Below are 24,938 nucleotides of genomic sequence, written 5' to 3' on the forward strand. Positions count from 1 at the left end.
CGCCAGACGGACGATTTATGATTTGCCTCTGATTTCTCTATCGTGGTCGCCCGGCGGCTCTGGGCTTTTCGGCCAGCTGTGATACAGTTTATTCACAATTCAGGCCCGCCGCGCGCTGCCGGGAAACACACCGGCTGCGGTACGAAGGGGAAGAGCGGCCTGGCACCTATAACTCACTGAGATGTTTAAGGGTTTTTATGACACAACAGCCACAGGCAAAATACCGCCACGACTATCGCGCGCCCGATTACACCACGACCGATATCGATTTGGACTTCAGTCTGGACGCGGAAACCACGCGCGTGACCGCCGTCAGTAAAATCAAACGTCAGGGCACGGTCGGTGCACCGCTGGTGCTGGATGGTGAAGATCTGACGCTGGTGAGCATTCAGGTCGACGGCCAACCATGGAGCGCCTACCGTCAGCAGGATAACCAGCTGATCATCGATGAGTTGCCGGCACAATTCACTCTTACCATCGTCAACGACATTCACCCGGCGAAAAACACCGCGCTGGAAGGGCTGTACCTGTCCGGCGATGCGCTGTGCACGCAATGCGAAGCCGAAGGCTTCCACCACATTACCTATTACCAGGATCGCCCGGACGTGCTGGCGCGCTTTACCACCCGTATCGTGGCCGACAAGGCGCGCTATCCGTTCCTGCTGTCAAACGGCAACCGCATTGGCCAGGGTGAATTGGCCGATGGCCGCCACTGGGTGCAATGGCAGGATCCGTTCCCGAAACCTTGCTACCTGTTCGCGCTGGTGGCGGGGGACTTCGACGTGCTGCGCGACAGCTTCACCACCCGTTCCGGCCGTAAGGTCGCACTGGAGCTGTTCGTCGATCGCGGCAATCTGGATCGCGCCGACTGGGCGATGACGTCGCTGAAGAACTCGATGAAGTGGGACGAGACCCGCTTCGGTCTGGAATACGATCTCGACATTTATATGATCGTGGCGGTCGATTTCTTCAATATGGGCGCGATGGAGAACAAAGGGTTAAATATCTTTAACTCCAAATATGTGCTGGCGAAGGCGGAAACCGCCACCGACAAGGATTACCTGAACATCGAAGCGGTGATTGGCCACGAATACTTCCACAACTGGACCGGTAACCGCGTGACCTGCCGAGACTGGTTCCAGCTCAGCCTGAAAGAGGGGCTGACGGTGTTCCGCGATCAGGAGTTCAGTTCCGATCTGGGATCGCGCTCGGTCAACCGCATCGATAACGTGCGCGTAATGCGCGGCGCGCAGTTCGCCGAAGACGCCAGCCCGATGGCGCACGCCATCCGCCCGGACAAAGTGATCGAGATGAACAACTTCTACACCCTGACGGTGTATGAAAAAGGTTCTGAAGTGATCCGCATGATGCACACCCTGCTGGGGGAAGCGAACTTCCAGAAAGGAATGCAGCTCTATTTCGAACGCCATGACGGCAGCGCCGCCACCTGCGATGACTTCGTGCAGGCGATGGAAGACGCGTCCAACGTGGATCTGTCGCGCTTCCGCCGTTGGTATAGCCAGTCCGGCACACCGCTGTTGACGGTGCGCGACGAGTACGATGCGGAAACCCAGCAATATCGCCTGCATGTCAGTCAGAAAACCGCGCCGACCGCCGATCAGCCGGAGAAATTGCCGCTGCATATCCCGCTGGATATCGAACTGTACGACAGTGAAGGCAACGTCATCCCCTTACAAAAGGGGGGGCTGCCGGTCAACAATGTGCTGAACGTCACCGAAGCGGAGCAGACTTTCGTGTTCGACGGCGTGGCGCACAAGCCGGTGCCCTCACTGCTGCGCGAGTTCTCCGCACCGGTGAAACTGGACTATCCGTACAGCGATCAGCAACTGACCTTCCTGATGCAGCACGCACGCAATGAATTTGCGCGTTGGGATGCGGCACAGAGCCTGCTGGCGACCTACATCAAACTGAACGTGGCGCGGCACCAGCAGAAGCAGCCACTGTCGCTGCCGCTGCACGTGGCCGATGCGTTCCGCGCGGTGCTGCTGGACGAAAAACTGGATCCGGCGCTGGCGGCGCAGATCCTGACTTTGCCGTCGGAGAACGAAATCGCCGAGCTGTTCGCCACTATCGATCCGGAAGCGATCGCCGCGGTGCATGAAGCGATCGTACGCTGCCTGGCGCGGGAGTTGGCCGATGAGTGGCTGGCGGTGTATCACGCCAACAAGACCGACGGCTACCGCGTGGAGCATGGCGAGATCGCCAAGCGCGCCTTGCGTAATGTGTGCCTGGGCTATCTGGCGTTCGGCGAAGATGTGGTGCTGGCGGACCAGCTGGTGAGCGAACAGTATCGCCAGGCGGACAACATGACCGACTCGCTGGCGGCGCTGTCTGCTGCGGTCGCGGCCCAGTTGCCGTGCCGCGATGCGCTGCTGGCGGCGTTCGACGAGCGCTGGCATCAGGATGGCCTGGTGATGGACAAATGGTTCGTGCTGCAGGGCAGCAGCCCATCGGCAGACGTGTTGAGCAAGGTGCGCGCGCTGCTGCAACACCGCTCGTTCAGCCTGAGCAACCCGAACCGCACCCGCTCGTTGATTGGCGGCTTCGCTTCCGGCAACCCGGCGGCGTTCCATGCCGCGGACGGCAGCGGCTATCAGTTCCTGGCGGAGATCCTCAGCGATCTCAACCAGCGCAACCCGCAGATCGCCGCGCGCCTGATTGAACCGCTGATTCGCCTGAAGCGTTACGACGCGGGTCGCCAGGCGCTGATGCGCAAGGCGCTGGAACAGCTGAAAGGGTTGGAAAACCTGTCCGGCGATCTGTACGAGAAGATCAGTAAGGCGCTCGACGCCTGATCTTTTCACGCTGATATAGATAAGGGACGGCCTGCGCCGTCCCTTTTTTCGTTCAATTCGCCGCCTGGCGTGAACTGGCCGCGGTGACCGGCGGTGATAATACCCGCTCCAGCACTTCAGCTTCCAGTTCCGCCAGCCTGGCCGAACCCTTGCGGCGTGGCCGCGGCAGATCGATGCTCAGATCCAGTCCGATGTGGCCCTCTTCAATCAGGATCACCCGATCCGCCAGCGTGATGGCTTCGCTGACGTCGTGCGTCACCAGCAGTACGGTAAAACCGTGCTGTTGCCACAGTGTCTCTATCAGCCCTTGCATCTCGATGCGCGTCAGGGCATCCAGCGCCCCGAGCGGTTCGTCCAGCAGCAGCAGGCGGGGGCGGTGGATCAGCGCGCGCGCCAGGGCGACCCGCTGCTTTTGTCCACCGGACAGCGCCGCCGGCCAGTCGCGGGCGCGATCCGCCAAACCGACCGCGTCCAGTGCCTGCAGCGCCGCGTCGTGCCAGTGGCCGCGCAGCCCCAGGCCCACGTTGTCGATCACCGTTTTCCACGGCAGCAGGCGCGCATCCTGAAACATCAACCGGGTATCCTCTTTGGCGGCGGCAAGCGGCGCGTTGCCGCTGAGCAGCGCGCCGCTGCTGGCCTGTTCCAGGCCGGCTAACAGGCGCAGCAGGGTGCTCTTGCCGCAGCCGCTGCGGCCGACCACCGCCACGAACTGCCCGGCGGAAATGCGCAGCTGAATATTGTCCAGCACCGTGCGGTTGCCGTAACGTTTGCCGATGGACTCCAGCGTCACCGGCGTGCCTTGGGCAAGGCGAGCGGGAAGGGTCATAGCGCTTCTCCCTGTTTCAGTTGATAGGCCGGATGCCAGCGTAACCAGACGCGCTCTAGCAGCTGCGCGCCCACGTCCGCCAGCTTGCCGAGCAGGGCGTACAGCACGATCGCCACTACCACCACGTCGGTTTGCAGAAATTCACGCGCGTTCATCGCCAGGTAGCCGATGCCCGAATTGGCCGAGATGGTTTCGGCGACGATCAGCGTCAGCCACATGAAGCCGAGAGCGAAACGCACGCCGACCATAATCGACGGCAGCGCGCCTGGCAGCACCACCTGTGTAAACAGGCGGAAACCGCTCAGACCGTAGCTGCGGGCCATCTCCAGCAGGCCGCGATCGATGTTTTTGATGCCGTGATAGGTATTGAGATAAATCGGGAACAGCGTACCGAGCGCCACCAAAAAGATCTTGGCGGACTCATCGATGCCGAACCACAGGATCACCAGCGGGATCAGCGCCAGGTGCGGCACGTTGCGGATCATTTGCACCGAGCTGTCCAACAGACGTTCGCCCCAGTGCGACAGCCCGGTAATAAAACCGAGGATCAGTCCGATGCTGCCGCCGATGGCAAAGCCGATCAACGCGCGCTGGCTACTGATGCTCAGGTGCTGCCACAGCTCGCCGCTTTGGCTCAGGCGCCAGAAGGCGGCGAGCACCGCGCTCGGCGCCGGCAAAATGCGGTTGGACAGCCAGCCAGTTTCGACGGCGATTTGCCAGAGGATCACCAGCGCCAACGGCAGCGCCCAGGGAGCTAGCCGATACAGGATGCGTTGTACGTTATTTGCCATCGGGGCGCTCCTCAGCTCTGCGACACTTTTTGCGGAACATAAATGTTGGCCACCACTTCGCCCTGCGGGCGCACCGGCTGAAGGCGCGCAGGCGTTTCTTCCTGCGCCAGATCGAGGTGAGGGAACAGCAGTTCGCCGACGCGGTAGGCCTCTTCCAGATGCGGATAGCCGGAGAGAATAAAGGTGTCGATGCCCAGATCGGCGTATTCCTGCATGCGTGCGGCGACCGTCGGGCCATCGCCCACCAGCGCGGTGCCGGCGCCGCCGCGCACCAGGCCGATGCCGGCCCACAGGTTCGGGCTGATCTCCAGGTTGTCCTTCTTGCCGCCGTGCAGCGCCGCCATGCGCCGTTGGCCGACGGAGTCGAAGCGCGCAAAGGCCTGCTGCGCGTTGGCGATGGTTTCCTCATCGAGGTGGGCGATCAGCCGATCGGCGGCGCGCCAGGCCTCTTCGGTGGTTTCCCGCACGATGACATGCAGACGGATGCCGAAACGCACCTGTCGGCCCTTCGCCGCCGCTTTGGCGCGTACTTCCTCGATCTTCTCTTTGACCTGCGCCGGCGGCTCTCCCCAGGTGAGGTACATTTCTACCTGTTCGGCGGCCAGATCCTGCGCGGCGGCGGAGGATCCGCCGAAATAGAGCGGCGGACGCGGTTGCTGCACCGGCGGGAACAGCAGCTTGGCCCCTTTCACCTGAATATGCTTGCCGTCGAAATCGACGGTTTCGCCTTCCAGTACCCGGCGCCAGATATGAGTGAACTCGTTCGAGGCCTCGTAACGCTCTTCATGACTGAGATGTAACCCCTCCGCCGCCAGCTCTTCCGGATCGCCGCCGGTGACCAGATTGAACAGCGCGCGCCCGTTGGACAGGCGATCCAGCGTCGCCGCCTGACGCGCCGCCAGCGTAGGGGAGATGATGCCCGGCCGCAACGCGACCAAAAATTTCAGCCGCTGGGTGACCGGGATCAGCGAGGCGGCCACCAGCCAAGAGTCTTCGCAAGAGCGACCGGTGGGGATCAGCACACCGCCGAATCCCAGCCGATCCGCCGCCTGGGCGATCTGCTGCAAGTAACCGTGATCGACGCTGCGAGCGCCCTGCGCGCTGCCAAGATAGTGGCCGTCGCCATGGGTGGGTAAAAACCAGAAAACGTTCAGGCTCATCGTCAATGTTCCCCCGTATTTATTGCGCGCTTGGGCGCCAGATGCGTTGCGAGATGTCGACCTTCACCGGCACCAACCGGTTGGCGTAAAACAGGTCGGCGGTTTGCTGCTGCGCGGCGATCGTATGCGCATCTAGCGGTGTGATGGCGGTCGGGGGGCGGTGATCCAGATAGCTGGCGATCACCGGTTCCGGCAGCCCCATGGCGTTGGCCAGCAGGGTCACGCTTTGCGCCCGGTCGCTGCGGGTGAGTGCATCGGCCTGGGTTAGCACCGTCAGGACCTGGCTGATAAAGGCGCCATTGGCTTCGACATAGGGGCGCGCCGCCAGATAGAAGGAACCGGTCTGATTCAGATCGGTGCCGTCGCCGAGCACCCGCACGCCGCCCTGCAGCAGCGCGGCGGAATAATAAGGATCCCAGATAGCCCAGGCATCGACGTTGCCCTGCTGGAATGCGGCGCGCGCATCGGCGGGCGTCAAATAGGCGGGCTGGATATCCGTAAATTTCAGTCCGGCCTTTTGCAGCGATCGCAACAGCAGGTTATGTGAGCTGGATCCTTTCTGGAACGCGACCTTATGGCCTTTCAGATCGGCGACGGTTTTGATCGGGCTATTTTCCGGCACCAGGATTACTTCGGCCTTCGGTTTGGGCGGCTCAACGCCGACATACAGCAGATCCGCGCCGGCGGCCTGCGCAAAGATCGGCGGAATATCACCGGTGCTGCCCAGATCGATGCTGCCGACGTTCAAGGCCTCCAGCATCTGCGGGCCGGCGGGAAATTCAATCCAACTGATGCGGGTGGCGGGGAAGCGTTCCTCCAGCAGCCGGTGGCTTTTCGCCAGCACCAGACTCACCGATCCTTTCTGGTAACCGATGCGAAATTGCGCCGGATCCTGCGCGACGGCGGCGTTGGCCCAGACCAGCGACAGCAGGCCGGTGAAGGCCGCGGTGCTCAGCCAACGTCGCAAAGCGTTGCGTTGTTTCATTCAGGCCCTCCTTTTCCAGGCATGTCAGGCGGTTTGACGCGCCGTCAGCGGCGAGGCGACGCGCAGCGCGGGCGGTTTGCGGCGGCCAAGCGCCAAATAGAAACTGGCGAGCGCCTCTTCCAACCGGGCGGCCACGGCGTCGGTGAGCGTGGCGCTTTCGCCGGTCAGTTGGATCTGGCTGTCGTCGGCGAACACGCCGTGCAGCACCTCTTGCGCTTTCAGCGCCGCCAGCACCGGTTTCAGCGCATAGTCCACCGCCAGCATGTGGCCGACGGAACCGCCGGTCGCCAGCGGCAGCACCACCTTATGATCCAGCGCGCGTTCCGGCAGCAGGTCCAGCAGGGTTTTCAGCGCGCCGGAGAACGACGCTTTATAAACCGGCGTGGAAATCAGCAGGCCGTCGGCCTGCGCCAGCTGCTCGGCAAACGCCTTGATCGCCGGACTGTTGAAGTTGGCGTACAGCAGGTCTTCGGCGTCAAAGTCGTGCAGGGTATAGGCCGTCACTTCCACCCCTTGCTGCCGCAGCCAGTTCTGACTCAGCGAGAGCAGCGCGGCGGAACGTGATGGGATACGTGGGCTACCGGCCAGTGATATAACGCGCATTGCCACTCCTTATAACTAAAAGTTAGGTTTAATTAGAAAATCAATGGGAAGTGTTTTAAACCTACCAGCAACCGGGCGCGTTGTTTAAATCTCATTTTGTGATTTGGATATGCGCAAAAGCGGATTGGCGCCGATTTGGCGGTGAAGTGGGAAAACGATTGCGTAAAAACGGCTTTTTTTGCCTTTAATCAATTCCAATTAGGCGGGGGATACCGGATAATACGCCCCCGGTTTGCAACCGGGAAATCAGGAGAGTCCATGTACTACCCCCTCATCAGGAAAGCGTTGTTCCAGCTCGATCCGGAGCGCGCGCACGAAGTGACCTTTCGTCAGCTCAGCCGTATTACCGGCACCCCATTAGCGTTTCTTGTCCGTCAGTCCGTGCCGACCAAACCGGTCAGCTGCATGGGGCTGTCGTTTAAAAACCCGCTGGGATTGGCCGCCGGTCTGGATAAAAACGGCGAATGCATCGATGCGTTCGGCGCGATGGGCTTCGGCCATGTGGAAGTCGGCACCGTGACGCCGCGTCCGCAACCGGGCAACGACAAGCCGCGCTTGTTCCGCGTGGTTGAGGCGGAAGGCCTGATTAACCGTATGGGGTTCAATAACCATGGCGTGGACAATCTGGTTGAAAACGTTAAGAAATCCCATTTCGGCGGCATTCTTGGGATCAATATCGGCAAGAATAAAGACACGCCGGTCGAGCAGGGAAAAGACGATTATTTGATCTGCATGGATAAAGTTTATCCGTATGCCGGATATATCGCGATTAACATCTCTTCACCGAATACGCCGGGGTTACGATCCTTACAGTATGGCGAAGCGTTGGACGATCTTTTGGCTGCGATTAAAAATAAGCAGCAGGAATTACATGCGCGCCATCACAAATATGTGCCGGTAGCGGTAAAGATCGCGCCGGATCTTTCTGAAGAAGAATTGATCCAAATTGCCGATAGCCTGGTGCGGCATAATATCGATGGCGTGATCGCCACCAATACCACGTTGGATCGAAAATTGATCCAAGGGCTGAATTACTGCGAACAAGCGGGTGGGTTAAGCGGGCGTCCGTTGCAATCACGCAGCACCGAAGTGATCCGTCGCCTCTCCACCGAACTGCAGGGGCGCTTGCCGATTATCGGCGTGGGCGGCATTGATTCGCTGACGGCGGCGCGCGAAAAAATGGAGGCCGGCGCGAGCCTGCTGCAAATTTATTCCGGATTTATCTATCACGGCCCGCGTTTGATTAAAGATATCGTTACCCATATCTAATATTTTTCCTCTCATTTTATTCCGGGGGTTTATTTCTGCCCCCGGCTCGTCTATATTTTGTTCGTTAGCATAAATATCGTTCGCGGAATTATCCGATGTTTAAGCTATTTTATCGGTGATAAAATCGCCTTTTAGGGTGAGTGCGGCATTGGCATAGGCAGCGAGAAGGATACGAAATGAAGATAAAACCTGACGATAATTGGCGTTGGTATTTTGATGCCGAACACGATCGGCTAATGCTGGATTTAGCTAATGGTATGATCTTTCGTTCACGTTTCCCGGCCAAAATGTTAACGCCGGACGCCTTTGATGAATGCGCTTTTTGCGTGGATGACGCCGCCCTTTATTTCACCTATGAAGAACAGTGCAAGCAGGTCAAGCTGAGCCATGAACAGCGCGCCGAGCTGGTGTTGAATGCGCTGGTCGCCTATCGCTTCCTGAAACCGCTGATGCCAAAGAGCTGGCATTTCTCGCAGCAGCATTACCCGCTGCAGCCGAAAAATGGCGAGCTGGCGGCGGTGAAAGTGATGGAGAGCGGCGCGGAAGCGCGCCTGCTGGTGGTGGAGGCCGGGGATAACGCCAGCCTGTGCCTGCTGGCGCAAAATCAGCTGACGGTCGCTGGCCGTACCATGGTATTGGGTGACGCCATCAAGGTGATGCACGATCGGCTGAAACCCTGCGCGCAGGATGAAAGCGCCGCCCCGGCTTACGACAGGGCGGTATAAGGCGGATTACGCCAACGTCAAATCACTTTTCGGGATGCAGCTGCAGCACAGGATGGTGCCGTTGTCGCCCAGCGCGCTTTTCTTCAGGGGCGCGACTTCACCGCTCAACAACGTAATGCGGCAGCTGCCGCAAATCCCAGCGCGGCAGGAGTAAGGTACGCGGATGCCTTGCTGTTCCAACTGCTCGAGCAGGATCTGCTGGTTATTGCCGGTAAACACCTTGCCTTCATATTCGATCGTGACACTGTGCGCGCTGTCTTGTGGCGCCTGTACGCTCTCCACCACTTTCCCGGCGCCATAAGGGCGCGGCGGCTTGGTCGACAGCACTTCCACCGTATCGCCCACGCGAATGATGCCGCTGTTGCGCGCGATCATATTCTGGCCAAAATCGATGTCGCCGTTGTCGGCGGAGCGGAATTTTTGCAGCGTGCTGAGCGGTTCGCCGCTCGGGTGCTTGCGGCCACGCTCGGTGCTGACGGTGGTAAGCACGCAGCGGCTGCAGGGTTTCACCAGATCGAACATCACGTCACCGACGCGGATCACCTGCCAGCCGTCTTCGGCCCAGGCGGTGGCGCCGCTCACCACCAGATTGGGGCGGAACTGCTCTAGCTTGATGCTGCCGGGGCAGCGCTGTTGCAGATCGTTGAACGAAGCCTGGTTAATCAGCAGATAAGGGTAGCCGTCGGCAAACGTCAGCGGGATTTCAGGGTGTTTCTTGACCCGGCGGGTCAGCTCCGGCCCCAGCCAGCGCAGCTGCACGTCGCGCTGGAAATAGCCGCTCAGCCAGCGGTTGATCTCATCTGGCGCAGTCAGCGCGGTGAAATGGTTGCCCCATACCTCGGTCGGCTGCGGCGCGGCGGCGAAGTCGCTGAAGCGAATGGCGGCGCTTTCACCGTCCGGCGCGGTCAGAAACAGCCCATCCGGCAACAGCGCCGGCGTGAACAACACCATCTGCGGATATTGGCGCGCGGTAATAAAGGTGCCGTCCGGCTCGGTGATCATAAAGTTGCGGTCGAAGGCCAGACCGCTGCTGCCGACCTGGGCGTAAGAAAGCTGCAGGCCGCGCAGTGATTTAACCGGATGGACGTAGAGTTTGGAAAGCGTGATCACCCTTATCTCCGTGCGATGATTAAATAGAAGGGAGCAACTTTATGACAAGCGGTGCGGATTAGCTATAATGCGCAACAATTTTCTTTTTGGTGATAAGTACGATATGAACTCTCTGTTTGCCAGCACGGCGCGTGGATTGGAAGAACTGTTAAAAAGCGAGCTGGAAGCGCTTGGCGCTCACGACTGCAAAGTGGTGCAGGGCGGGGTACATTTTCAGGGTGACGATCGTCTTCTGTACCAAAGCCTGCTGTGGAGCCGCCTGGCTTCGCGCATTCTGTTGCCGCTGAACGAATTCCGCGTGCACAGCGACCTGGATCTGTACCTTGGGGTGCAGGCGATCGACTGGCCGAGCATTTTTGGCGTGGATAAAACTTTTGCCGTGCATTTCAGCGGCGTGAACGAAGAGATCCGCAACAGCCAATATGGCGCGCTGAAGGTGAAAGACGCCATCGTCGACAGCTTCACCCGTAAACTTGACCAACGCCCGACGGTTGCCAAGCAGCAGCCGGATATTCGCGTTAACGTCTTCCTGCAACGCGATATGGCCAGCGTGGCGCTCGATCTGAGCGGCGAAGGCCTGCACCAGCGCGGCTACCGCGATCTCACCGGCCAGGCGCCGCTGAAGGAAAACCTGGCGGCCGCCATCGTGCTGCGCTCCGGCTGGCAGCCGGGCACGCCGATGCTCGATCCGATGTGCGGCTCCGGCACGCTGTTGATCGAAGCGGCGATGATCGCCGCCGATCGCGCGCCGGGTCTTCACCGTCAACACTGGGGATTCAGCGCCTGGAATGGCCACAACGCCGAACTGTGGCGTGAAGTCACCACCGAAGCACAGGTTCGTGCCCGCCGCGGTCTGCAGGAAACCGCCTCTCGCTTCTTCGGTTCCGATATCGATCGCCGGGTGATTGAGATGGCGCGCGGCAACGCCCGCCGCGCCGGCGTCGCCGAACTGATCACCTTCAACGTCGGCGACGTCGCGCGGTTGACCAACCCGCTGCCGGAAGGCCCGCACGGTACCGTGATCAGCAACCCGCCGTATGGCGAGCGTCTGGAAAGCGAACCGGCGCTGATTGCGCTGCACAACATGCTGGGCCGCGTGATGAAAAGCGCCTTCGGCGGTTGGCAGCTGTCGCTGTTCAGCGCCTCGCCGGAGCTGTTGAGCTGCCTGCAGCTGCGCGCCGAGCGCCAGTTTAAGGCGAAGAACGGCCCGCTGGAGTGCGTGCAGAAAAATTATCAGCTGGCGGCAAGCCCGGCCGGTGCCGCTACCGGCGGCGTGCAGGTGGCGGAAGATTTCGCCAACCGTCTGCGCAAGAATTTGAAGAAGCTCGACAAGTGGGCGAAGCAACAAGGCATTGAATGCTACCGCCTGTACGATGCCGATCTGCCAGAATACAACGTCGCGGTGGACCGCTACGGCAGCAAGGTGGTGGTGCAGGAGTATGCGCCGCCGAAAACCGTCGATGCACAGAAAGCGCGTCAGCGCCTGTTCGATGTGATCAACGCGACGCTGGCGGTGCTGGAGCTGCCGTCGAATCAGCTGATCCTGAAAACGCGCGAGCGGCAGAAGGGCAAAAACCAGTACGAGAAACTGGCGCAGAAGGGCGAGTTCCTGCTGGTGGAAGAGTATAACGCCAAGCTGTGGGTCAACCTGACCGACTATCTCGATACCGGCTTGTTCCTCGATCACCGCATCGCGCGCCGTATGCTGGGCGAGATGAGCAATGGCAAGGACTTCCTCAACCTGTTCGCCTATACCGGCACCGCCAGCGTGCATGCCGGGCTGGGCGGCGCGCGCAGCACCACCACGGTGGACATGTCGCGCACCTATCTGGAATGGGCGGAGAAGAACCTGCGCGCCAACGGCCTGACCGGCCGTCAGCATCGATTGATCCAGGCCGACTGCCTGTCGTGGTTGAGCAACGCCAACGAACAGTTCGACGTGATCTTCATCGATCCGCCGACCTTCTCCAACTCCAAGCGGATGGAGAACACCTTTGACGTGCAGCGCGATCACCTGGCGCTGATGAAAGATTTGAAACGGTTGCTGCGCCGCAACGGGACCATCATGTTCTCGAACAACAAGCGCGGTTTCCAAATGGATATGGCAGGGCTGAGTGCGCTGGGCCTGGAGGCGAAAGAGATCACCGCCAAGACGCTGTCGCAGGACTTTGCCCGTAACCGTCAGATCCACAACTGCTGGCTGGTGACTCACGCCGGCGAAGGAAAATAATTACTATGTCGTTAATCAGCATGTCCGGCGCCTGGCTTTCTTTCAGCGATGCGCCACTGTTAGACAACACCGAAATTCATATCGAAGACAACGAGCGCGTGTGTCTGGTCGGGCGCAACGGCGCCGGTAAATCTACGCTGCTGAAGATCCTCGGCAAAGAGATCCCGCTGGATGACGGCCGGGTGATCTACGAACAGGATCTGATCGTGGCGCGCCTGCAACAGGATCCGCCGCGCAATATCGGCGGCAGCGTGTTCGACTTCGTGGCGGAAGGCGTTGCGGAGCAGGCAGAACACCTGAAGGCGTATCATGCGATTTCCCACCTGGTGGAAAGCGATCCGAGCGAGAAAAACCTGGCGCGCATGGCGCAAATCATGGAGATCCTCGATCACCAGGGACTCTGGCAGCTCGACAGCCGCATCAGCGAAGTGCTGCTGCAGCTGGGGTTGAACGGCGACGCAGAACTTTCCTCGCTGTCCGGCGGCTGGCTGCGTAAAGCGGCGCTGGGCCGCGCGCTGGTGAGCTCGCCGCGCGTATTGTTGCTCGACGAACCGACCAACCACCTGGATATCGAAACCATCGACTGGCTGGAAGGTTTCCTGAAAGAGTTCGACGGCAGCATCGTCTTCATCTCGCACGACCGTTCGTTTATCCGCAACATGGCGACGCGCATCGTCGATCTGGATCGCGGTAAGCTGGTTTCCTGGCCGGGCAACTACGATCTGTACCTGCAGAGCAAAGAAGAAGCGCTGCGGGTGGAAGAGCTGCAAAACGCCGAGTTCGATCGCAAGCTGGCGCAGGAAGAGGTCTGGATCCGTCAGGGCATCAAAGCGCGCCGTACCCGTAACGAGGGCCGCGTGCGTGCGCTGAAGGCGCTGCGCGTCGAGCGTTCAGAGCGCCGTGAAGTGATGGGCACCGCCAAGATGCAGGTGGAAGAGGCGACCCGCTCCGGCAAAATCGTATTCGAGCTGGAAGACGTCAATTATCAGGTTGGCGAAAAAGTGCTGGTGCGCGGTTTCTCCGCTCAGGTGCAGCGCGGCGACAAGATTGCGCTGGTGGGGCCGAACGGCTGTGGCAAAACCACGCTGCTGAAACTGATGCTCGGTCAGCTGAAAGCCGACAGCGGCCGCGTGCACTGCGGCACCAAGCTGGAAGTGGCTTATTTCGACCAGCACCGCGCCGATCTCGATCCGGAGCGCACGGTGATGGACAACCTGGCGGAAGGCAAACAGGAAGTAATGGTCAACGGCCGCCCTCGCCACGTCTTGGGCTACCTGCAGGACTTCCTGTTCCACCCGAAGCGTGCGATGACGCCGGTGAAGGCGCTGTCGGGCGGTGAGCGTAACCGCCTGCTGTTGGCTAAGCTGTTTCTGAAACCGAGCAATCTGCTGATCCTCGATGAACCAACCAACGATCTCGACGTCGAAACGCTGGAGCTGCTGGAAGAGCTGATCGACGGCTATCAGGGCACCGTGCTGCTGGTCAGCCACGATCGTCAGTTCGTCGACAACTCGGTGACCGAGTGCTGGATTTTCGAAGGCAATGGCGTGATCAAGGCCTTCGTCGGCGGTTACTACGATGCGCATCATCAGCGCGCGACGGCGAAACCGATTCGTCAGGCGGCGCCGAGCGCGAGCAAACCGGCGGCGGAGAAAAAGGCCGAACAGCCGAAGAAAGCAGCGGCCAAGCTGAGTTACAACCTGCTGCGTGAGCTGGAACAGCTGCCGCAGCGGCTCGAACAGCTGGAGGCGGAAATCGAAGCGCTGCAGGCGCAGATGAGCGATGCCGACTTCTTCACGCGGCCGCACAGCGAAACGCAAGAAGTGCTGACGGCGTTGGCTAACGCCGAGCAGGCGCTCGAGCAGGCCTTCGCCCGCTGGGAAGAGCTGGAAGCGATGAAAAACGGCTGACCGTTGCGATACCGCCCGCGCGCTGCTGCGGGCGGTATCGACGTGCCGGTGAGCAACGTTATTGAGGAGGAATATGGTGTGTTCCCACAACAATCATCAGCAGCATAGTCATTCCGCACCTTCGGCGGCGCAGCAGGATAACCTGATGCTGTGCCCGCAGTGCGACATGTTGGTGGCGCTACCGCCGCTGGCCTATGGCAGCAAAGCGGTATGCCCGCGCTGCAAAACCACGCTCAGCGCCCGCTGGGACGAACCGCGCAAGCGGCCGATCGGTTACGCGCTCAGCGCCTTGTTCATGCTGGTGCTGGCCAACATTTTCCCGTTTATCAACATGCGCGTCGCCGGCCTCGGCAACGAAATCCGGCTGATCCAAATCCCGGAAGTCATGGTGGCGGAAGACTACGCCAGCATGGCCACCTTGTTTATGGTGTTCGTGCAGCTGATCCCGGCATTTTGCATGGTGGCGATCATCCTGCTGTGCGCCAAAGTGCGTTTGCCGCTGGGACTGAAAGAGTGGATGGCCCGGGTGCTGTTCCAGTTCAAAACCTGGTGCATGGTGGAGATTTTCCTCGCCGGGGTGCTGGTCAGCTTCGTCAAGCTGATGGCCTATGGCGATATCGGTATCGGCAGCAGCTTCGTGCCTTACTGTCTGTTCTGCCTGCTGCAGGTGCGCGCTTTCCAATGCGTGGATCGGCGCTGGCTGTGGCAGGACATCGAACCGGCACCGCGTCTCGATCGCCCGCTGACGGTAGGACGCACCGGCATGCGCCAGGGCGTGCGCTCCTGCGCGTGCTGCACGGCGATCCTGCCGGCCGATCAGGTGAGCTGCCCGCGCTGCCACACCAAGGGCTACGTGCGTCGCCGCCACAGCCTGCAGTGGACGCTGGCGCTGCTGGTGACCTCCATCATGCTGTATATTCCGGCCAACCTGATGCCCATCATGGTGACCGAGGCGCTGGGTAACAAAATGAACTCCACCATCATGGCGGGGGTGATCCTGCTGTGGGGGGACGGCTCTTATCCGGTAGCGATGGTGATTTTCATCGCCAGTATCATGGTGCCGTCGCTGAAAATGTTGGCGATCGGCTGGCTGTGTTGGGACGCCAACGGCAGGAAGAAACCGCGCGCCGACAGCGAGCGCATGCACCTGATTTATGAAGTGGTCGAGTTCGTTGGCCGCTGGTCAATGATCGACGTGTTTGTGATCGCCGTGTTGTCGGCGTTGGTGCGAATGGGGCAGTTGATGAGTATTTATCCCGCGACGGGCGCCGTGCTGTTCGCGCTGGTGGTGATCCTCACCATGTTCGCCGCCATGACATTTGATCCTCGGCTGACCTGGGATCGCGCAAGTGAAACAATCAACAAGGAGCCGCAAGGTGACGGAAAATAATCATAGCGTCGCGGACGTCGAGAAGATCAAACGCTGGTCGCCGGTGTGGATCATTCCCATCGTGACCGCGCTGATCGGCGCCTGGATCCTGTTTTACCACTTTAGCCATCAGGGGCCGGTAGTGACGCTGGTGACTACGACGGCGGAAGGGCTGGAAGCGGGTAAAACCAAAATCAAAAGTCGCAGCGTTGACGTCGGCGTGGTGGAAACCGTCACGTTGAGCGATGACCTGAGCAAGGTGATGGTGCAGGCGCGTCTTAATTCCGGCATGGAGAAATTGCTGCGCCAGGATTCCGCCTTCTGGGTGGTGAAGCCGCAGATCGGCCGTGAAGGCGTTTCCGGGTTGGGGACGCTGCTCTCCGGCGCCTATATCGAACTGCAGCCGGGCAACAAGGGCAAAGACGGTAAAGACAACTACCAGCTGCTCGACGCGCCACCGCTGGCCTCTCCGGATGCCAAAGGGCTGCGTATCGTGCTGGACAGCGAGAAATCAGGCCAGCTTAACGCCGGCGATCCGGTGCTGTTCCGCGGTTATCGCGTCGGGTCGGTGGAAACCAGCTATTTCGATCCTAAAGCGCGCGCCATGCGCTATCAGCTGTTCATCACCGCGCCTTACGATCAGTTGGTCACCACCAACGTGCGCTTCTGGAAAGACAGCGGCGTGGCGTTTGACATGTCGGCGCAGGGCATGCGGGTAGAGATGGGATCATTGACCACGCTGTTCAGCGGCGGCGTCAGCTTCGACGTGCCGGACGGCTGGGATCGCGGCGAACTGGCGAAAGAGAAGGCGGAGTACCAGCTGTTCGACAACCAGCGCAGCACGCAGGATTCGCTGTATACCGTGCATAAGGATTACCTGCTGTTCTTCTCCGACTCGGTACGCGGCCTGCAGCCGGGCGCGCCAGTCGAGTTCCGCGGCATCCGTCTGGGTACGGTGGCGCAGGTACCGTTCTATAAAGACGGCATGGCGCAGCGTCTGGATAACGATTACCGCATTCCGGTGCTGATCCGCATCGAGCCGGATCGCTTCCAGAAACAGCTGGGCGGCAACTTCGATATCGAAGGGCACTTGAAAGACGCCGAGTCCCGCGGCATGCGCGCCTCGATGAAGTCCGCCAACCTGCTGACCGGTTCGCTGTATATCGATCTCGACTTCTATCCGCAGGAGAAACCGTGGAAAGGGCCGCGCGAGCTGTTTGGTTATCCGCTGATGCCAACCACCAGCGGCGGTCTGGCGCAGATCCAGCAGAAACTGATGCAGACGCTGGACAAGATCAACGCGATGCCGATCAATCCGATGATCAACGAGGCGACCAAGACGCTGGCGGAAAGTCAGAAAACCATGAAGTCGACGCAGCAGACCATGAAGTCGTTGAACGACATCATCGCCAGCAAAGAGATGCAGGCGCTGCCGCAGGACATGCAGAAAACGCTGCTGGAGTTGAACCGCAGCATGAAAGGGTTCCAGCCAGGTTCGCCGGCTTACAACAAGATGGTGGGCGACATGCAGCGCCTCGATCAGGTCTTGCGTGAGCTGCAACCGGTGTTGCGCACCCTGAATGAGAAGAGTAACGCGCTGGTGTTTGAAGCCGCCGGCAGTAATGACCCTCAGCCGAAGAAGGCCACGAAATGATGAAATGGATCCCGGTAGCCCTGGCGCTGTTGCTTAGCGCCTGCAGCAGTTCGCCACAGAAGACTTACTATCAGTTGCCGGCGCTGGGCGCGCCGGCCGCGGCCAGCAGCAGCGGCGCCTCCACGCGCCAGCTGTGGCTGGAGCACGTGAGCGTGGCGGATTATCTGGCGCAGAGCGGCGTGGTGTATCAGACCAACGACGTGCAGTATGTGATAGCCCAGAACAACCTGTGGGCCAGCCCGCTTGACCAGCAGCTGCAGCAAACGCTGGTCACCAACCTGAGCAGCGCGCTGCCGGGTTGGGTGGTCTCTTCGCAGCCGATGAGCAGCGATCAGGATGTGCTGAACGTGACCATCAGCGGCTTCCACGGCCGTTTTGACGGCAAGGCGATCATTCGCGGCGAGTGGGTGCTGAACCGCCAGGGGCGCTTGATCAAACGGCCTTTCAGCCTGGAGCTGAAACAGGGTGAAGACGGCTATGATGCCCTGGTGCGCACTCTGGCGCAGGGGTGGCAGCAGGAAGCCCAGGCTATCGCCGCACAGATGGGCGGCATTTAGTCATAATTTGGTCTAAAATCGTCTAATCCCTGTCGCCGTGGAAATTCGTTTTTTCTCGCTGGCAGGGATTTCTATTTCATTTCAATTGGTTAACTCCTTCCCCGGCAGATCAGCCACTTAGCACTTTCCTCGGGCGTAGCTCACAAATATGACATTGGCGTGAATTTTGCGCATTGATCTTCTCTTCTTTTAGCGCTATTGATTACTCGTGGCTGCGCAAAAAGCAGCCATTGTTTTCTTTCCACCAGACCAAAATGAGGGAAACGAGGCATGAAGAGACAGAAACGCGATCGTCTGGAAAGGGCGCATTCGAGAGGGTATCAGGCAGGTATTTTAGGGCGTTCCAGGGAACATTGTCCCTACCAATCATCGGTGGACGCCCGGTCTCAATGGCTGGGAGGTTGGCGAGAAGCCATGGAAGACAGGGCTGTGACCGCTTAAGCGGCTCCCTGTCAAATAAAGGAATAACCTCCGCCCTTTGGCGGAGGTTTTTGTTTCAGGCGTTTATTTATCCTGCCAGCGCTTCAGCAAAATACTCGCATTCACGCCGCCAAAGCCGAAGCCGTTTGATAAGGCGTAGGTCATATTCATCGATTCCGCCTGTTTCGCGACCAGATGCAAGCCTGCCGCCGCCGGATCGGGGTTATCCAGATTTAGCGTGGCAGGGGCTATCTGATCGCGCAGAGCCAAGGCGGTAAAGATGGTTTCCAGCCCGCCGGCGGCGCCCAGCAGGTGCCCCGTCGCTGATTTTGTTGAGGTCACGGCGACAGTCCCGGCCGTGCCAAACAGGTGTTTGATGGCGTTGATTTCGCCCAAATCCCCTACGGGTGTCGATGTCGCGTGCGCATTTAAATGCTGTACCTCCTCGGGAACGACGTTCGCCTGCTTCAACGCGATTTTCATCGCCCGATAGGCGCCGTTGCCGTCTTCAGCGCCGGATGTCATGTGGTAGGCGTCGGCGCTGGTGCCATAGCCGACGATTTCCGCGAGCGGGGTGGCGCCGCGCGCCAGCGCGTGTTCCAGCGTTTCAATCACCAGCATGCCGGCGCCTTCCCCCATGACAAATCCGTCCCGGGCGCTGTCGAAGGGCCGAGAGGCCTGTTGCGCCAATTCGGCCGGAGCGGTGGACATGGCGCGCGCGGCGGCGAACCCGCCCAGGCTGACGGTATCTATAGCGGCTTCGGTACCGCCGCACACGGCGATATCGGCTTCATCATTGCGGATCATACGCACTGCGTCGCCAATGGCTTGCACGCCGGCGGCACAGGCGGTGACCGGCGCGCCAATCGGCCCCTTGAAGTGGTGTTTGATTGAAACGTGGCCGGCCGCCAGATTGACCAGGAATGAGGGGATGGTGAACGGCGACAGCCGTTTGGCGCCGCGGCTGTCGGTTGTGCGCACCGCCTGGGCAATCGCCGGGAAACCGCCAATACCCGAGGCAATGACGGTGGCTGTGCGCTCTTGTTTTTCGTCCGTATCGGCTATCCAGCCGGCCTGACGAATGGCTTCATCCGCCGCCGCCATAGCAAACAGGATAAAGCGGTCCATTTTCTTTTGGTCCTTGGGGGCGACGGAGGCGTCGGGGTTGAAGCCCGCTTCAGCATCTTGCGCCAGCGCCGGGACTTGTCCTCCGACCTTGACCGGTAAATCTGCAACGATCTCGTCAGGCAACGCTCGAATGCCGGATTCTCCTTTTAACAAACGTTGCCAGATGGCTTCAACACCGCACCCTAGCGGTGAAACGGCGCCCATGCCGGTAATGACGATACGACAATTGCTCATGATGGCTCCTTGGTAAATTCGGGTAAATCGGCGAGGCGCCGCTGCCGCATCAGTTCGGCGCGTTGATATATGCCATCGCTTGCCGCCGGCCCTGGCGCCAGCGTAATGAACTGCGGCGGCACCGGCTGTTGGGTATCACGATTGACCAACTGGACTTGGATCGGCCGATCGTTGCGTCCGTCGACCAACAGGGCGCTGACGTCCCCGTCGGTCAGATGATTGTTGCCCCATTGTGAGAGCGCCGCCAACACCGGGAGAAAATCGTTGCCGCGCTCAGTAAGCAGGTAGTGATAGCGCACCGGCCGCGTTTGATAACGTTCTTTATACAGAATGCCGTGGGCCACCAAATCCTTCAGGCGACGCGCCAGTAGCGTGGGTGACATCCCCAGACTTTGTTGGAATTCGTCGAATTTGGACAACCCCTGAAAGGCATCACGCAGGATCAGAATGCTCCACCATTCCCCGACGCGATCTAATGAACGCGCGACGGGGCAAGGTGCATCGCTAAAGCGGGTTTTTTGCATACCTTTCTCACTAAGTACAATAATTGTAGTTACTATGCTAGTCATGTTAGAGGATCTTGAGGGGCAAGAGAATAACCGGATGCAAAAAAAGCGCTATTGCACTGATGCGGGGAGTGAGGGAGGCCGTCTTTCAGGCTGCCTATTGCTTTGGCCGCTTCGGGTAAGAATAGGGTAGAGACCTATGAGGGAAGACATTTCGGTGAAGGGCGATGAAATAAGGTACACCCAGCATCAATGCCAACGTGATGAGATATTCCATAACGCCGACGGCGGCTAAAAGAAGATGCGGATAGTCTTTGAAAGCCGGGAAGGGTAAGAGAAAGAAATGCCATCACGTTTCGACGTGATGGCATGCGAAGAGAGTTAGAAGAGAAGGCAGTGGCCGCCTTCTCGCCAGCGTGATTAGAATGCGGTGGTATCTTTGAACAGGCCCACTTTCAGATCGGTGGCGGTATAGATCACTTCACCGTCAACCAGCACTTCGCCATCGGCGACACCCATGATCAGTTTGCGGGTAATGACGCGTTTGAAGTTAATACGATAGGTTACCTTCTTCGCGGTTGGCAGCACCTGGCCGGTGAACTTGACTTCACCGACGCCCAGCGCGCGGCCTTTGCCTTCGCCACCCAGCCAACCGAGGTAGAAACCGACCAGCTGCCACATCGCATCCAGGCCCAGGCAGCCAGGCATGACCGGATCACCGATAAAGTGGCAACCGAAGAACCATAGGTCCGGATTAATATCCAGCTCCGCTTCCACATAACCTTTGTTGTGAGTCCCGCCGTCTTCGGTCATTTTGACCACGCGGTCCATCATCAACATGTTACCCGCCGGCAACGGTGGGCCACCGGCGCCGAACAGCTCGCCACGGCCGGATGCTTCGAGGTCTTCTTTCGTATAGGAATCGCGTTTATCTACCATGTTCTCAGTAAGCCTTATTTTAATGAAGGACGCAGGTTAGCTAACACGTGTACGCTGAACAAGTCCGATCAGCCGTGGTTGAACCAGTTGAGCCAGCGTAGCGGCCACGGACGGCGGCGTTCCTGCAGGCTCACCTGCGCAATCCGTTCCTGAATGGTCGCCAACAAATTCGGCTGTTGTTCGTCAGAGTAGAGGCAACCTGTGAGTAAAGGCAAGGCTTCCGCCGCGCTCTCTACCGCCCACAGATGGAATTGCCCTTCGCGTACCGCGTCGACGATATCCTGGCGCAAGCACAGGTGGCGCACGTTGGTTGCGGGCAAGACGACACCCTGTTTGCCCGTCAGGCCGCGGCGTAAACAAACCTCGAAGAAACCTTCGATCTTTTCGTTAACGCCACCTATCGGCTGTACGTTGCCAAATTGGTCGACGGAGCCGGTGACGGCGATCTGCTGGGTGATCGGTTGCTGTGACAGGGCGCTGATCAATGCGCACAGCTCAGCCAGCGAGGCGCTGTCACCGTCCACTTCACCATACGATTGCTCAAAGACGATGGAAGCGGAGAAGGGCAGTTGCTGATCAAGATCCAGCTCGGCGATCAGGAACGCCTGCATGATCATCATGCCTTTAGCATGCAGGTTGCCGCCCAGTTCGGCTTTGCGCTCGACGTCGGTGAACTCGCCGTCGCCGAGATGCACAACGCAACTGATGCGCGACGGTTCACCAAAGCTGCGTGGATGGCCCGGATAATCCAGGACTGACAGACCATTGATCTGCCCGACCACTTCGCCCTCGGTCTCAATCAGGATCTGACCCAGCTCGATCTCATCCTGCATACGCTCGGCCAGATAGCTTTCACGCCATTCGCGGGCATTTAACGCCGCTTCAAGCGCTTTGGCCGTAATGCGGTCCTCTTCGGCATACAGTGCGGCTTCGGACAGTTGCTGGCCAAGCCAAACCGGCGAAAGTGGCAGGATGCCCTGGTCGCCACTGTAACGCACTGCCTGAACGATCAGCGGCGGCCAGGCGTCGGTCGCCAGCATCGGCAACTGCTGGTCGGCAATCACGCCGTTGACGTAGCCGCACCACTGCGTCATATCATCAATTTCAGTCAGCTGCAGGTCGTCTTCGAATTCACCGTAGATCGCTTGTTCACTCAGCTCAGGCTCGATATCGTGAAAATCGGCCAGGCTGTGACGATCGCCGACCACAATCAGCCGAAGATCCAGCGGCATCGGTGGAATGGCTACCGGCAGCGGGCGGGTTTCGTCTGGCGAAACCCAATGGAACTCACGCTGGCCGATCATCTGCTTCAGCCGCAGCCACAGTAACGGCTGAGCAAGCAGCGCACGTGCCGACAGAATCAGAATGCCGCCGTTGGCCTGGTGCACCAGACCCGGCTGTAGGGTAATGTCGCCATTGTGGATCCGTACGCAGCCAAACAGCTGTTCCGGTTCAATCCACTCCTGGTACAGGCAAGCACCGCCGGCGGCGAAAGGTTCATCGCCACGGCTGGCCGGTTCTACGCTGACCTTGCCATCGTGAATGACATAGTGGCTGCCGCAGCATGCCGTGTTTTTCGGCAGCAGGGGTTTGACGGCGTTAGCAACCAGTTCCAGATACTCTCGCGTTTCTTGCGCTTTCAACAGCATGAAACGCGGTGGCGATTGAGGGTGGCAAAATAGCGTCAGGGCATTTTCCAGCCGAGGCTGAATGGCGGAAAAGGGCACGGGTGCCAACTGAGCGGCGGTATCAAATATCGCCTGATAAGGCGTTACGTCCGGCAATAAAGATTGCCATTCAAGTCGGTTATTGGTCAAAGTGTTAGATGCAATCGTTAAAAAGGGAAAGGGCGATTATACAAGAATAACGGCGGCTTGATACATGCGGAGTGCCAGTTGGCATCAGGGAGTTTGACATCACGCGGTGACTGTGCAAAAAACAGTCTAAAAGACGGCTTAATTGCCGGGGAAATTCGGCGCAAAGCTGTTATGCTTATTTGAAGTTACGCGGTCACTGAAGAGCTCAAGATGAAATATCAGCAACTGGAAAATCTAGAGAGCGGTTGGAAATGGAAGTACCTGGTGAAGAAGCACCGGGAAGGGGAGCTTATTACCCGCTACATTGAAAACAGCGCTGCTCAGGAAGCGGTTAACGAGCTGCTGAAGCTGGAAAATGAGCCGGTAAAGGTACTTGCATGGATTGCCGCTCATATGAATCCGGAACTGGATAACCGGATGAAGCAAACAATCCGCGCCCGCCGCAAACGTCATTTTAACGCAGAACATCAGCATACGCGTAAAAAATCTATCGATCTGGAGTTTTTGGTTTGGCAACGATTAGCTGCTCTGGCGCGCCGCCGTGGCGTTACGCTTTCGGAAACCGTCGTGCAACTTATCGAAGACGCTGAACGCAAAGAAAAGTATGCAAACCAGATGTCATCGTTGAAAGAAGACTTGAAGGCGATTCTTGGCAAAGATCCCAAGTAAGTGCGTGAGAGCGCCTTTGTGGCGTTTGACCTTGAAAGGTTGTGGCAACAATAGGACGAAAAAAAACCCCGCTAGGCGGGGTTTTTTATTAGGCGAGTAAACTTAGCCCTGAGGCTGAGTTACAACGTCTTTGATACCTTTAACTTCGATCTCTACGCGACGATCTGGTGCCAGGCAAGCGATCTGAGCTTTGGTAGCGCGGCCAGATTTGTAGCCACAGGTGTTGCCAGTAACTGCATCTGCTTCACCCATACCACGTGCAGAGATTTTGTCTGACGGGATGCCTTTGGAGACCAGGTAGTCAACAACGCTTTGTGCGCGCTGTTCGGACAGTTTCTGGTTGTACTGGTCAGAACCAACAGCGTCGGTGTAACCCAGAACAACTACAGAACCGTCTTTAGGATCCATGGAGCTCAGCTGGGTGTACAGCTGATCCAGAGCCTGCTGGCCTTCTGCTTTCAGAGTAGACTTGTTGAAGTTGAACAGCACGTCAGACTTCAGAGTGAAACGCTTGGTTTCAACAACTGGAGCTGGAGCTGGAGCTGGTGCTGGAGCAACTACGTCATCCTGACCGAAGCGGTAAGAAACGCCCAGGCTCAGCATGGTGTTGTCTGGACGTGCGCCAACGGTACCTGCGTCACCGATGTTGCTTACGAACTGGTAATCCAGGCGAGTAGCCCAGTTTTTGGTCAGTGCGTATTCAACACCAACAGCAGCCAGCGGAGAAACGCCGGTGTCGTGGTCGCTCAGGCGCTGGCCAGTACGGCCGTAGTTAGCTTTGGAGTCTGCACGCCATACCATACCACCCAGACGAGTGTAGATGTCCAGATCGTCAGCAATTGGGTAGCTCAGTTTAGCGGCCAGTTGAACGCCCTGCGCTTTGAAAGCACCGTTGTTCACGCTGCCTTTGTAAGGCATGCGGCCGAGCCAGTCATAGCCCAGCTCGAAGCCCAGGTATTGGTTTGCCTGGTAGCCCAGGAACGCGCCGGCACCCAGCTGATCTTTGTGGGTTGGGCCGTTGCCGATACCGTTCTGGTAACCGTTACCGTAGAAACCAGTGTCGTGGTACTGGGACCAGCCCAGTTTAGCACCGGTGTACCAGGTGTTATCTTTTGGAGCGGCTTGCGCTACGGTAGCGAAACCTGCCAGTGCCACTGCTAATGCGATAGCTGTCTTTTTCATTTTGCGCCTCGTTATCATCCAAATAGGCAATGAGCTTT

Annotated in this window: 21 protein-coding genes; 10 read left to right on the plus strand and 11 right to left on the minus strand. The window is 59.0% G+C overall.

Features of this window, described 5'->3' with window-relative positions; genetic code table 11:
* Window positions 1-197: 197 nt before the first annotated feature.
* Window positions 198-2,816 carry an aminopeptidase N gene (gene pepN / locus WA302_RS05165; protein ID WP_089195727.1) on the plus strand — a complete coding sequence of 873 codons (2,619 nt, stop codon included), beginning with the start codon at window positions 198-200 and terminating at the stop codon, window positions 2,814-2,816.
* A gap of 52 nt (window positions 2,817-2,868) precedes the next feature.
* Here the strand turns inward: pepN and ssuB are convergent, their stop codons facing one another.
* From ssuB to ssuE, 5 genes are read right to left on the minus strand one after another with little or no spacing between them, the layout of a single operon-like run.
* The gene (gene ssuB, locus WA302_RS05170; RefSeq protein ID WP_025302296.1) at window positions 2,869-3,642 is read right to left on the minus strand and encodes an aliphatic sulfonates ABC transporter ATP-binding protein; all 774 of its coding nucleotides are present in this window, start codon (window positions 3,640-3,642) and stop codon (window positions 2,869-2,871) included.
* Window positions 3,639-4,433 (minus strand): aliphatic sulfonate ABC transporter permease SsuC, encoded by a 795-nt coding sequence (ssuC, locus tag WA302_RS05175; protein WP_049204257.1) that lies wholly within the window; start codon window positions 4,431-4,433, stop codon window positions 3,639-3,641. The genes ssuB and ssuC overlap by 4 nt, the downstream gene beginning before the upstream one ends.
* An 11-nt stretch (window positions 4,434-4,444) precedes the next feature.
* Entirely contained in the window at window positions 4,445-5,593 is a 1,149-nt protein-coding gene (ssuD, locus tag WA302_RS05180; protein ID WP_049208035.1) for an FMNH2-dependent alkanesulfonate monooxygenase, read from the minus strand.
* Between the two features lie 19 nt (window positions 5,594-5,612).
* On the minus strand, window positions 5,613-6,578 hold the full coding sequence (locus tag WA302_RS05185; RefSeq protein WP_147823337.1) for a sulfonate ABC transporter substrate-binding protein: 966 nt from the start codon (window positions 6,576-6,578) through the stop codon (window positions 5,613-5,615).
* Window positions 6,579-6,602: 24 nt separating this feature from the next.
* Window positions 6,603-7,181 carry an NADPH-dependent FMN reductase gene (gene ssuE, locus WA302_RS05190; RefSeq protein ID WP_043137622.1) on the minus strand — a complete coding sequence of 193 codons (579 nt, stop codon included), beginning with the start codon at window positions 7,179-7,181 and terminating at the stop codon, window positions 6,603-6,605.
* A 258-nt stretch (window positions 7,182-7,439) separates the two neighbouring features.
* On the opposite strand from ssuE, the gene pyrD reads away from it, so the two are divergent.
* Both pyrD and WA302_RS05200 read left to right on the plus strand, forming a co-directional pair.
* Window positions 7,440-8,450, plus strand: coding sequence for a quinone-dependent dihydroorotate dehydrogenase (pyrD, locus tag WA302_RS05195; protein WP_019454516.1), 1,011 nt, complete (start codon window positions 7,440-7,442; stop codon window positions 8,448-8,450).
* 176 nt (window positions 8,451-8,626) lie between these two features.
* Window positions 8,627-9,175, plus strand: a complete 549-nt coding sequence (locus tag WA302_RS05200; RefSeq protein ID WP_004928171.1) for a cell division protein ZapC — start codon at window positions 8,627-8,629, stop codon at window positions 9,173-9,175.
* A gap of 6 nt (window positions 9,176-9,181) precedes the next feature.
* Here WA302_RS05200 and WA302_RS05205 read toward each other — a convergent pair whose 3' ends face one another.
* Window positions 9,182-10,285, minus strand: coding sequence for a YcbX family protein (locus WA302_RS05205; RefSeq protein ID WP_016928298.1), 1,104 nt, complete (start codon window positions 10,283-10,285; stop codon window positions 9,182-9,184).
* 103 nt (window positions 10,286-10,388) lie between these two features.
* On the opposite strand from WA302_RS05205, the gene rlmKL reads away from it, so the two are divergent.
* The 6 genes from rlmKL (at window position 10,389) to rmf (ending at window position 18,446) form a co-directional block, all read left to right on the plus strand.
* Window positions 10,389-12,515, plus strand: a complete 2,127-nt coding sequence (gene rlmKL / locus WA302_RS05210) for a bifunctional 23S rRNA (guanine(2069)-N(7))-methyltransferase RlmK/23S rRNA (guanine(2445)-N(2))-methyltransferase RlmL (RefSeq protein WP_025302302.1) — start codon at window positions 10,389-10,391, stop codon at window positions 12,513-12,515.
* Between the two features lie 5 nt (window positions 12,516-12,520).
* The gene (locus WA302_RS05215) at window positions 12,521-14,425 is read left to right on the plus strand and encodes an ABC transporter ATP-binding protein (protein WP_025302303.1); all 1,905 of its coding nucleotides are present in this window, start codon (window positions 12,521-12,523) and stop codon (window positions 14,423-14,425) included.
* Window positions 14,426-14,498: 73 nt separating this feature from the next.
* Complete coding sequence (pqiA, locus tag WA302_RS05220; RefSeq protein WP_071826107.1) at window positions 14,499-15,815, plus strand: membrane integrity-associated transporter subunit PqiA; 1,317 nt, start codon at window positions 14,499-14,501, stop codon at window positions 15,813-15,815.
* Window positions 15,802-17,448: an intermembrane transport protein PqiB gene (pqiB, locus tag WA302_RS05225; protein WP_025302305.1), complete on the plus strand. Its 1,647-nt coding sequence runs from the start codon at window positions 15,802-15,804 to the stop codon at window positions 17,446-17,448. The genes pqiA and pqiB overlap by 14 nt, the downstream gene beginning before the upstream one ends.
* A complete protein-coding gene (gene pqiC / locus WA302_RS05230) occupies window positions 17,445-18,005 on the plus strand; it encodes a membrane integrity-associated transporter subunit PqiC (RefSeq protein ID WP_043137613.1) in 561 nt (186 codons plus the stop codon). The genes pqiB and pqiC overlap by 4 nt, the downstream gene beginning before the upstream one ends.
* A gap of 270 nt (window positions 18,006-18,275) precedes the next feature.
* Complete coding sequence (gene rmf / locus WA302_RS05235; RefSeq protein ID WP_004928150.1) at window positions 18,276-18,446, plus strand: ribosome modulation factor; 171 nt, start codon at window positions 18,276-18,278, stop codon at window positions 18,444-18,446.
* Window positions 18,447-18,509: 63 nt separating this feature from the next.
* Here the strand turns inward: rmf and fabF are convergent, their stop codons facing one another.
* The 4 genes from fabF to WA302_RS05255 all read right to left on the minus strand — a co-directional run bounded on the left by fabF (window position 18,510) and on the right by WA302_RS05255 (window position 23,049).
* Window positions 18,510-19,787: a beta-ketoacyl-ACP synthase II gene (gene fabF, locus WA302_RS05240; RefSeq protein WP_043137608.1), complete on the minus strand. Its 1,278-nt coding sequence runs from the start codon at window positions 19,785-19,787 to the stop codon at window positions 18,510-18,512.
* Entirely contained in the window at window positions 19,784-20,311 is a 528-nt protein-coding gene (locus tag WA302_RS05245) for a winged helix-turn-helix transcriptional regulator (protein ID WP_025302308.1), read from the minus strand. Before WA302_RS05245 ends, fabF begins: the two co-directional genes overlap by 4 nt.
* Window positions 20,312-20,713: 402 nt before the next feature.
* Window positions 20,714-21,232, minus strand: coding sequence for a bifunctional 3-hydroxydecanoyl-ACP dehydratase/trans-2-decenoyl-ACP isomerase (gene fabA / locus WA302_RS05250; protein ID WP_004928144.1), 519 nt, complete (start codon window positions 21,230-21,232; stop codon window positions 20,714-20,716).
* Between the two features lie 68 nt (window positions 21,233-21,300).
* A complete protein-coding gene (locus WA302_RS05255) occupies window positions 21,301-23,049 on the minus strand; it encodes an AAA family ATPase (protein ID WP_164099920.1) in 1,749 nt (582 codons plus the stop codon).
* A 210-nt stretch (window positions 23,050-23,259) separates the two neighbouring features.
* Here WA302_RS05255 and matP point away from each other — a divergent pair, with 210 nt between their 5' ends.
* Window positions 23,260-23,718 (plus strand): macrodomain Ter protein MatP, encoded by a 459-nt coding sequence (gene matP, locus WA302_RS05260; protein ID WP_004928138.1) that lies wholly within the window; start codon window positions 23,260-23,262, stop codon window positions 23,716-23,718.
* 102 nt (window positions 23,719-23,820) lie between these two features.
* Here the strand turns inward: matP and ompA are convergent, their stop codons facing one another.
* On the minus strand, window positions 23,821-24,900 hold the full coding sequence (ompA, locus tag WA302_RS05265) for a porin OmpA (protein WP_015377358.1): 1,080 nt from the start codon (window positions 24,898-24,900) through the stop codon (window positions 23,821-23,823).
* Between the last annotated feature and the right edge of the window lie 38 nt (window positions 24,901-24,938).

The sequence above is a fragment of the Serratia sp. 201 genome, assembly GCF_037027545.1.
Lineage (GTDB): Bacteria > Pseudomonadota > Gammaproteobacteria > Enterobacterales > Enterobacteriaceae > Serratia > Serratia bockelmannii.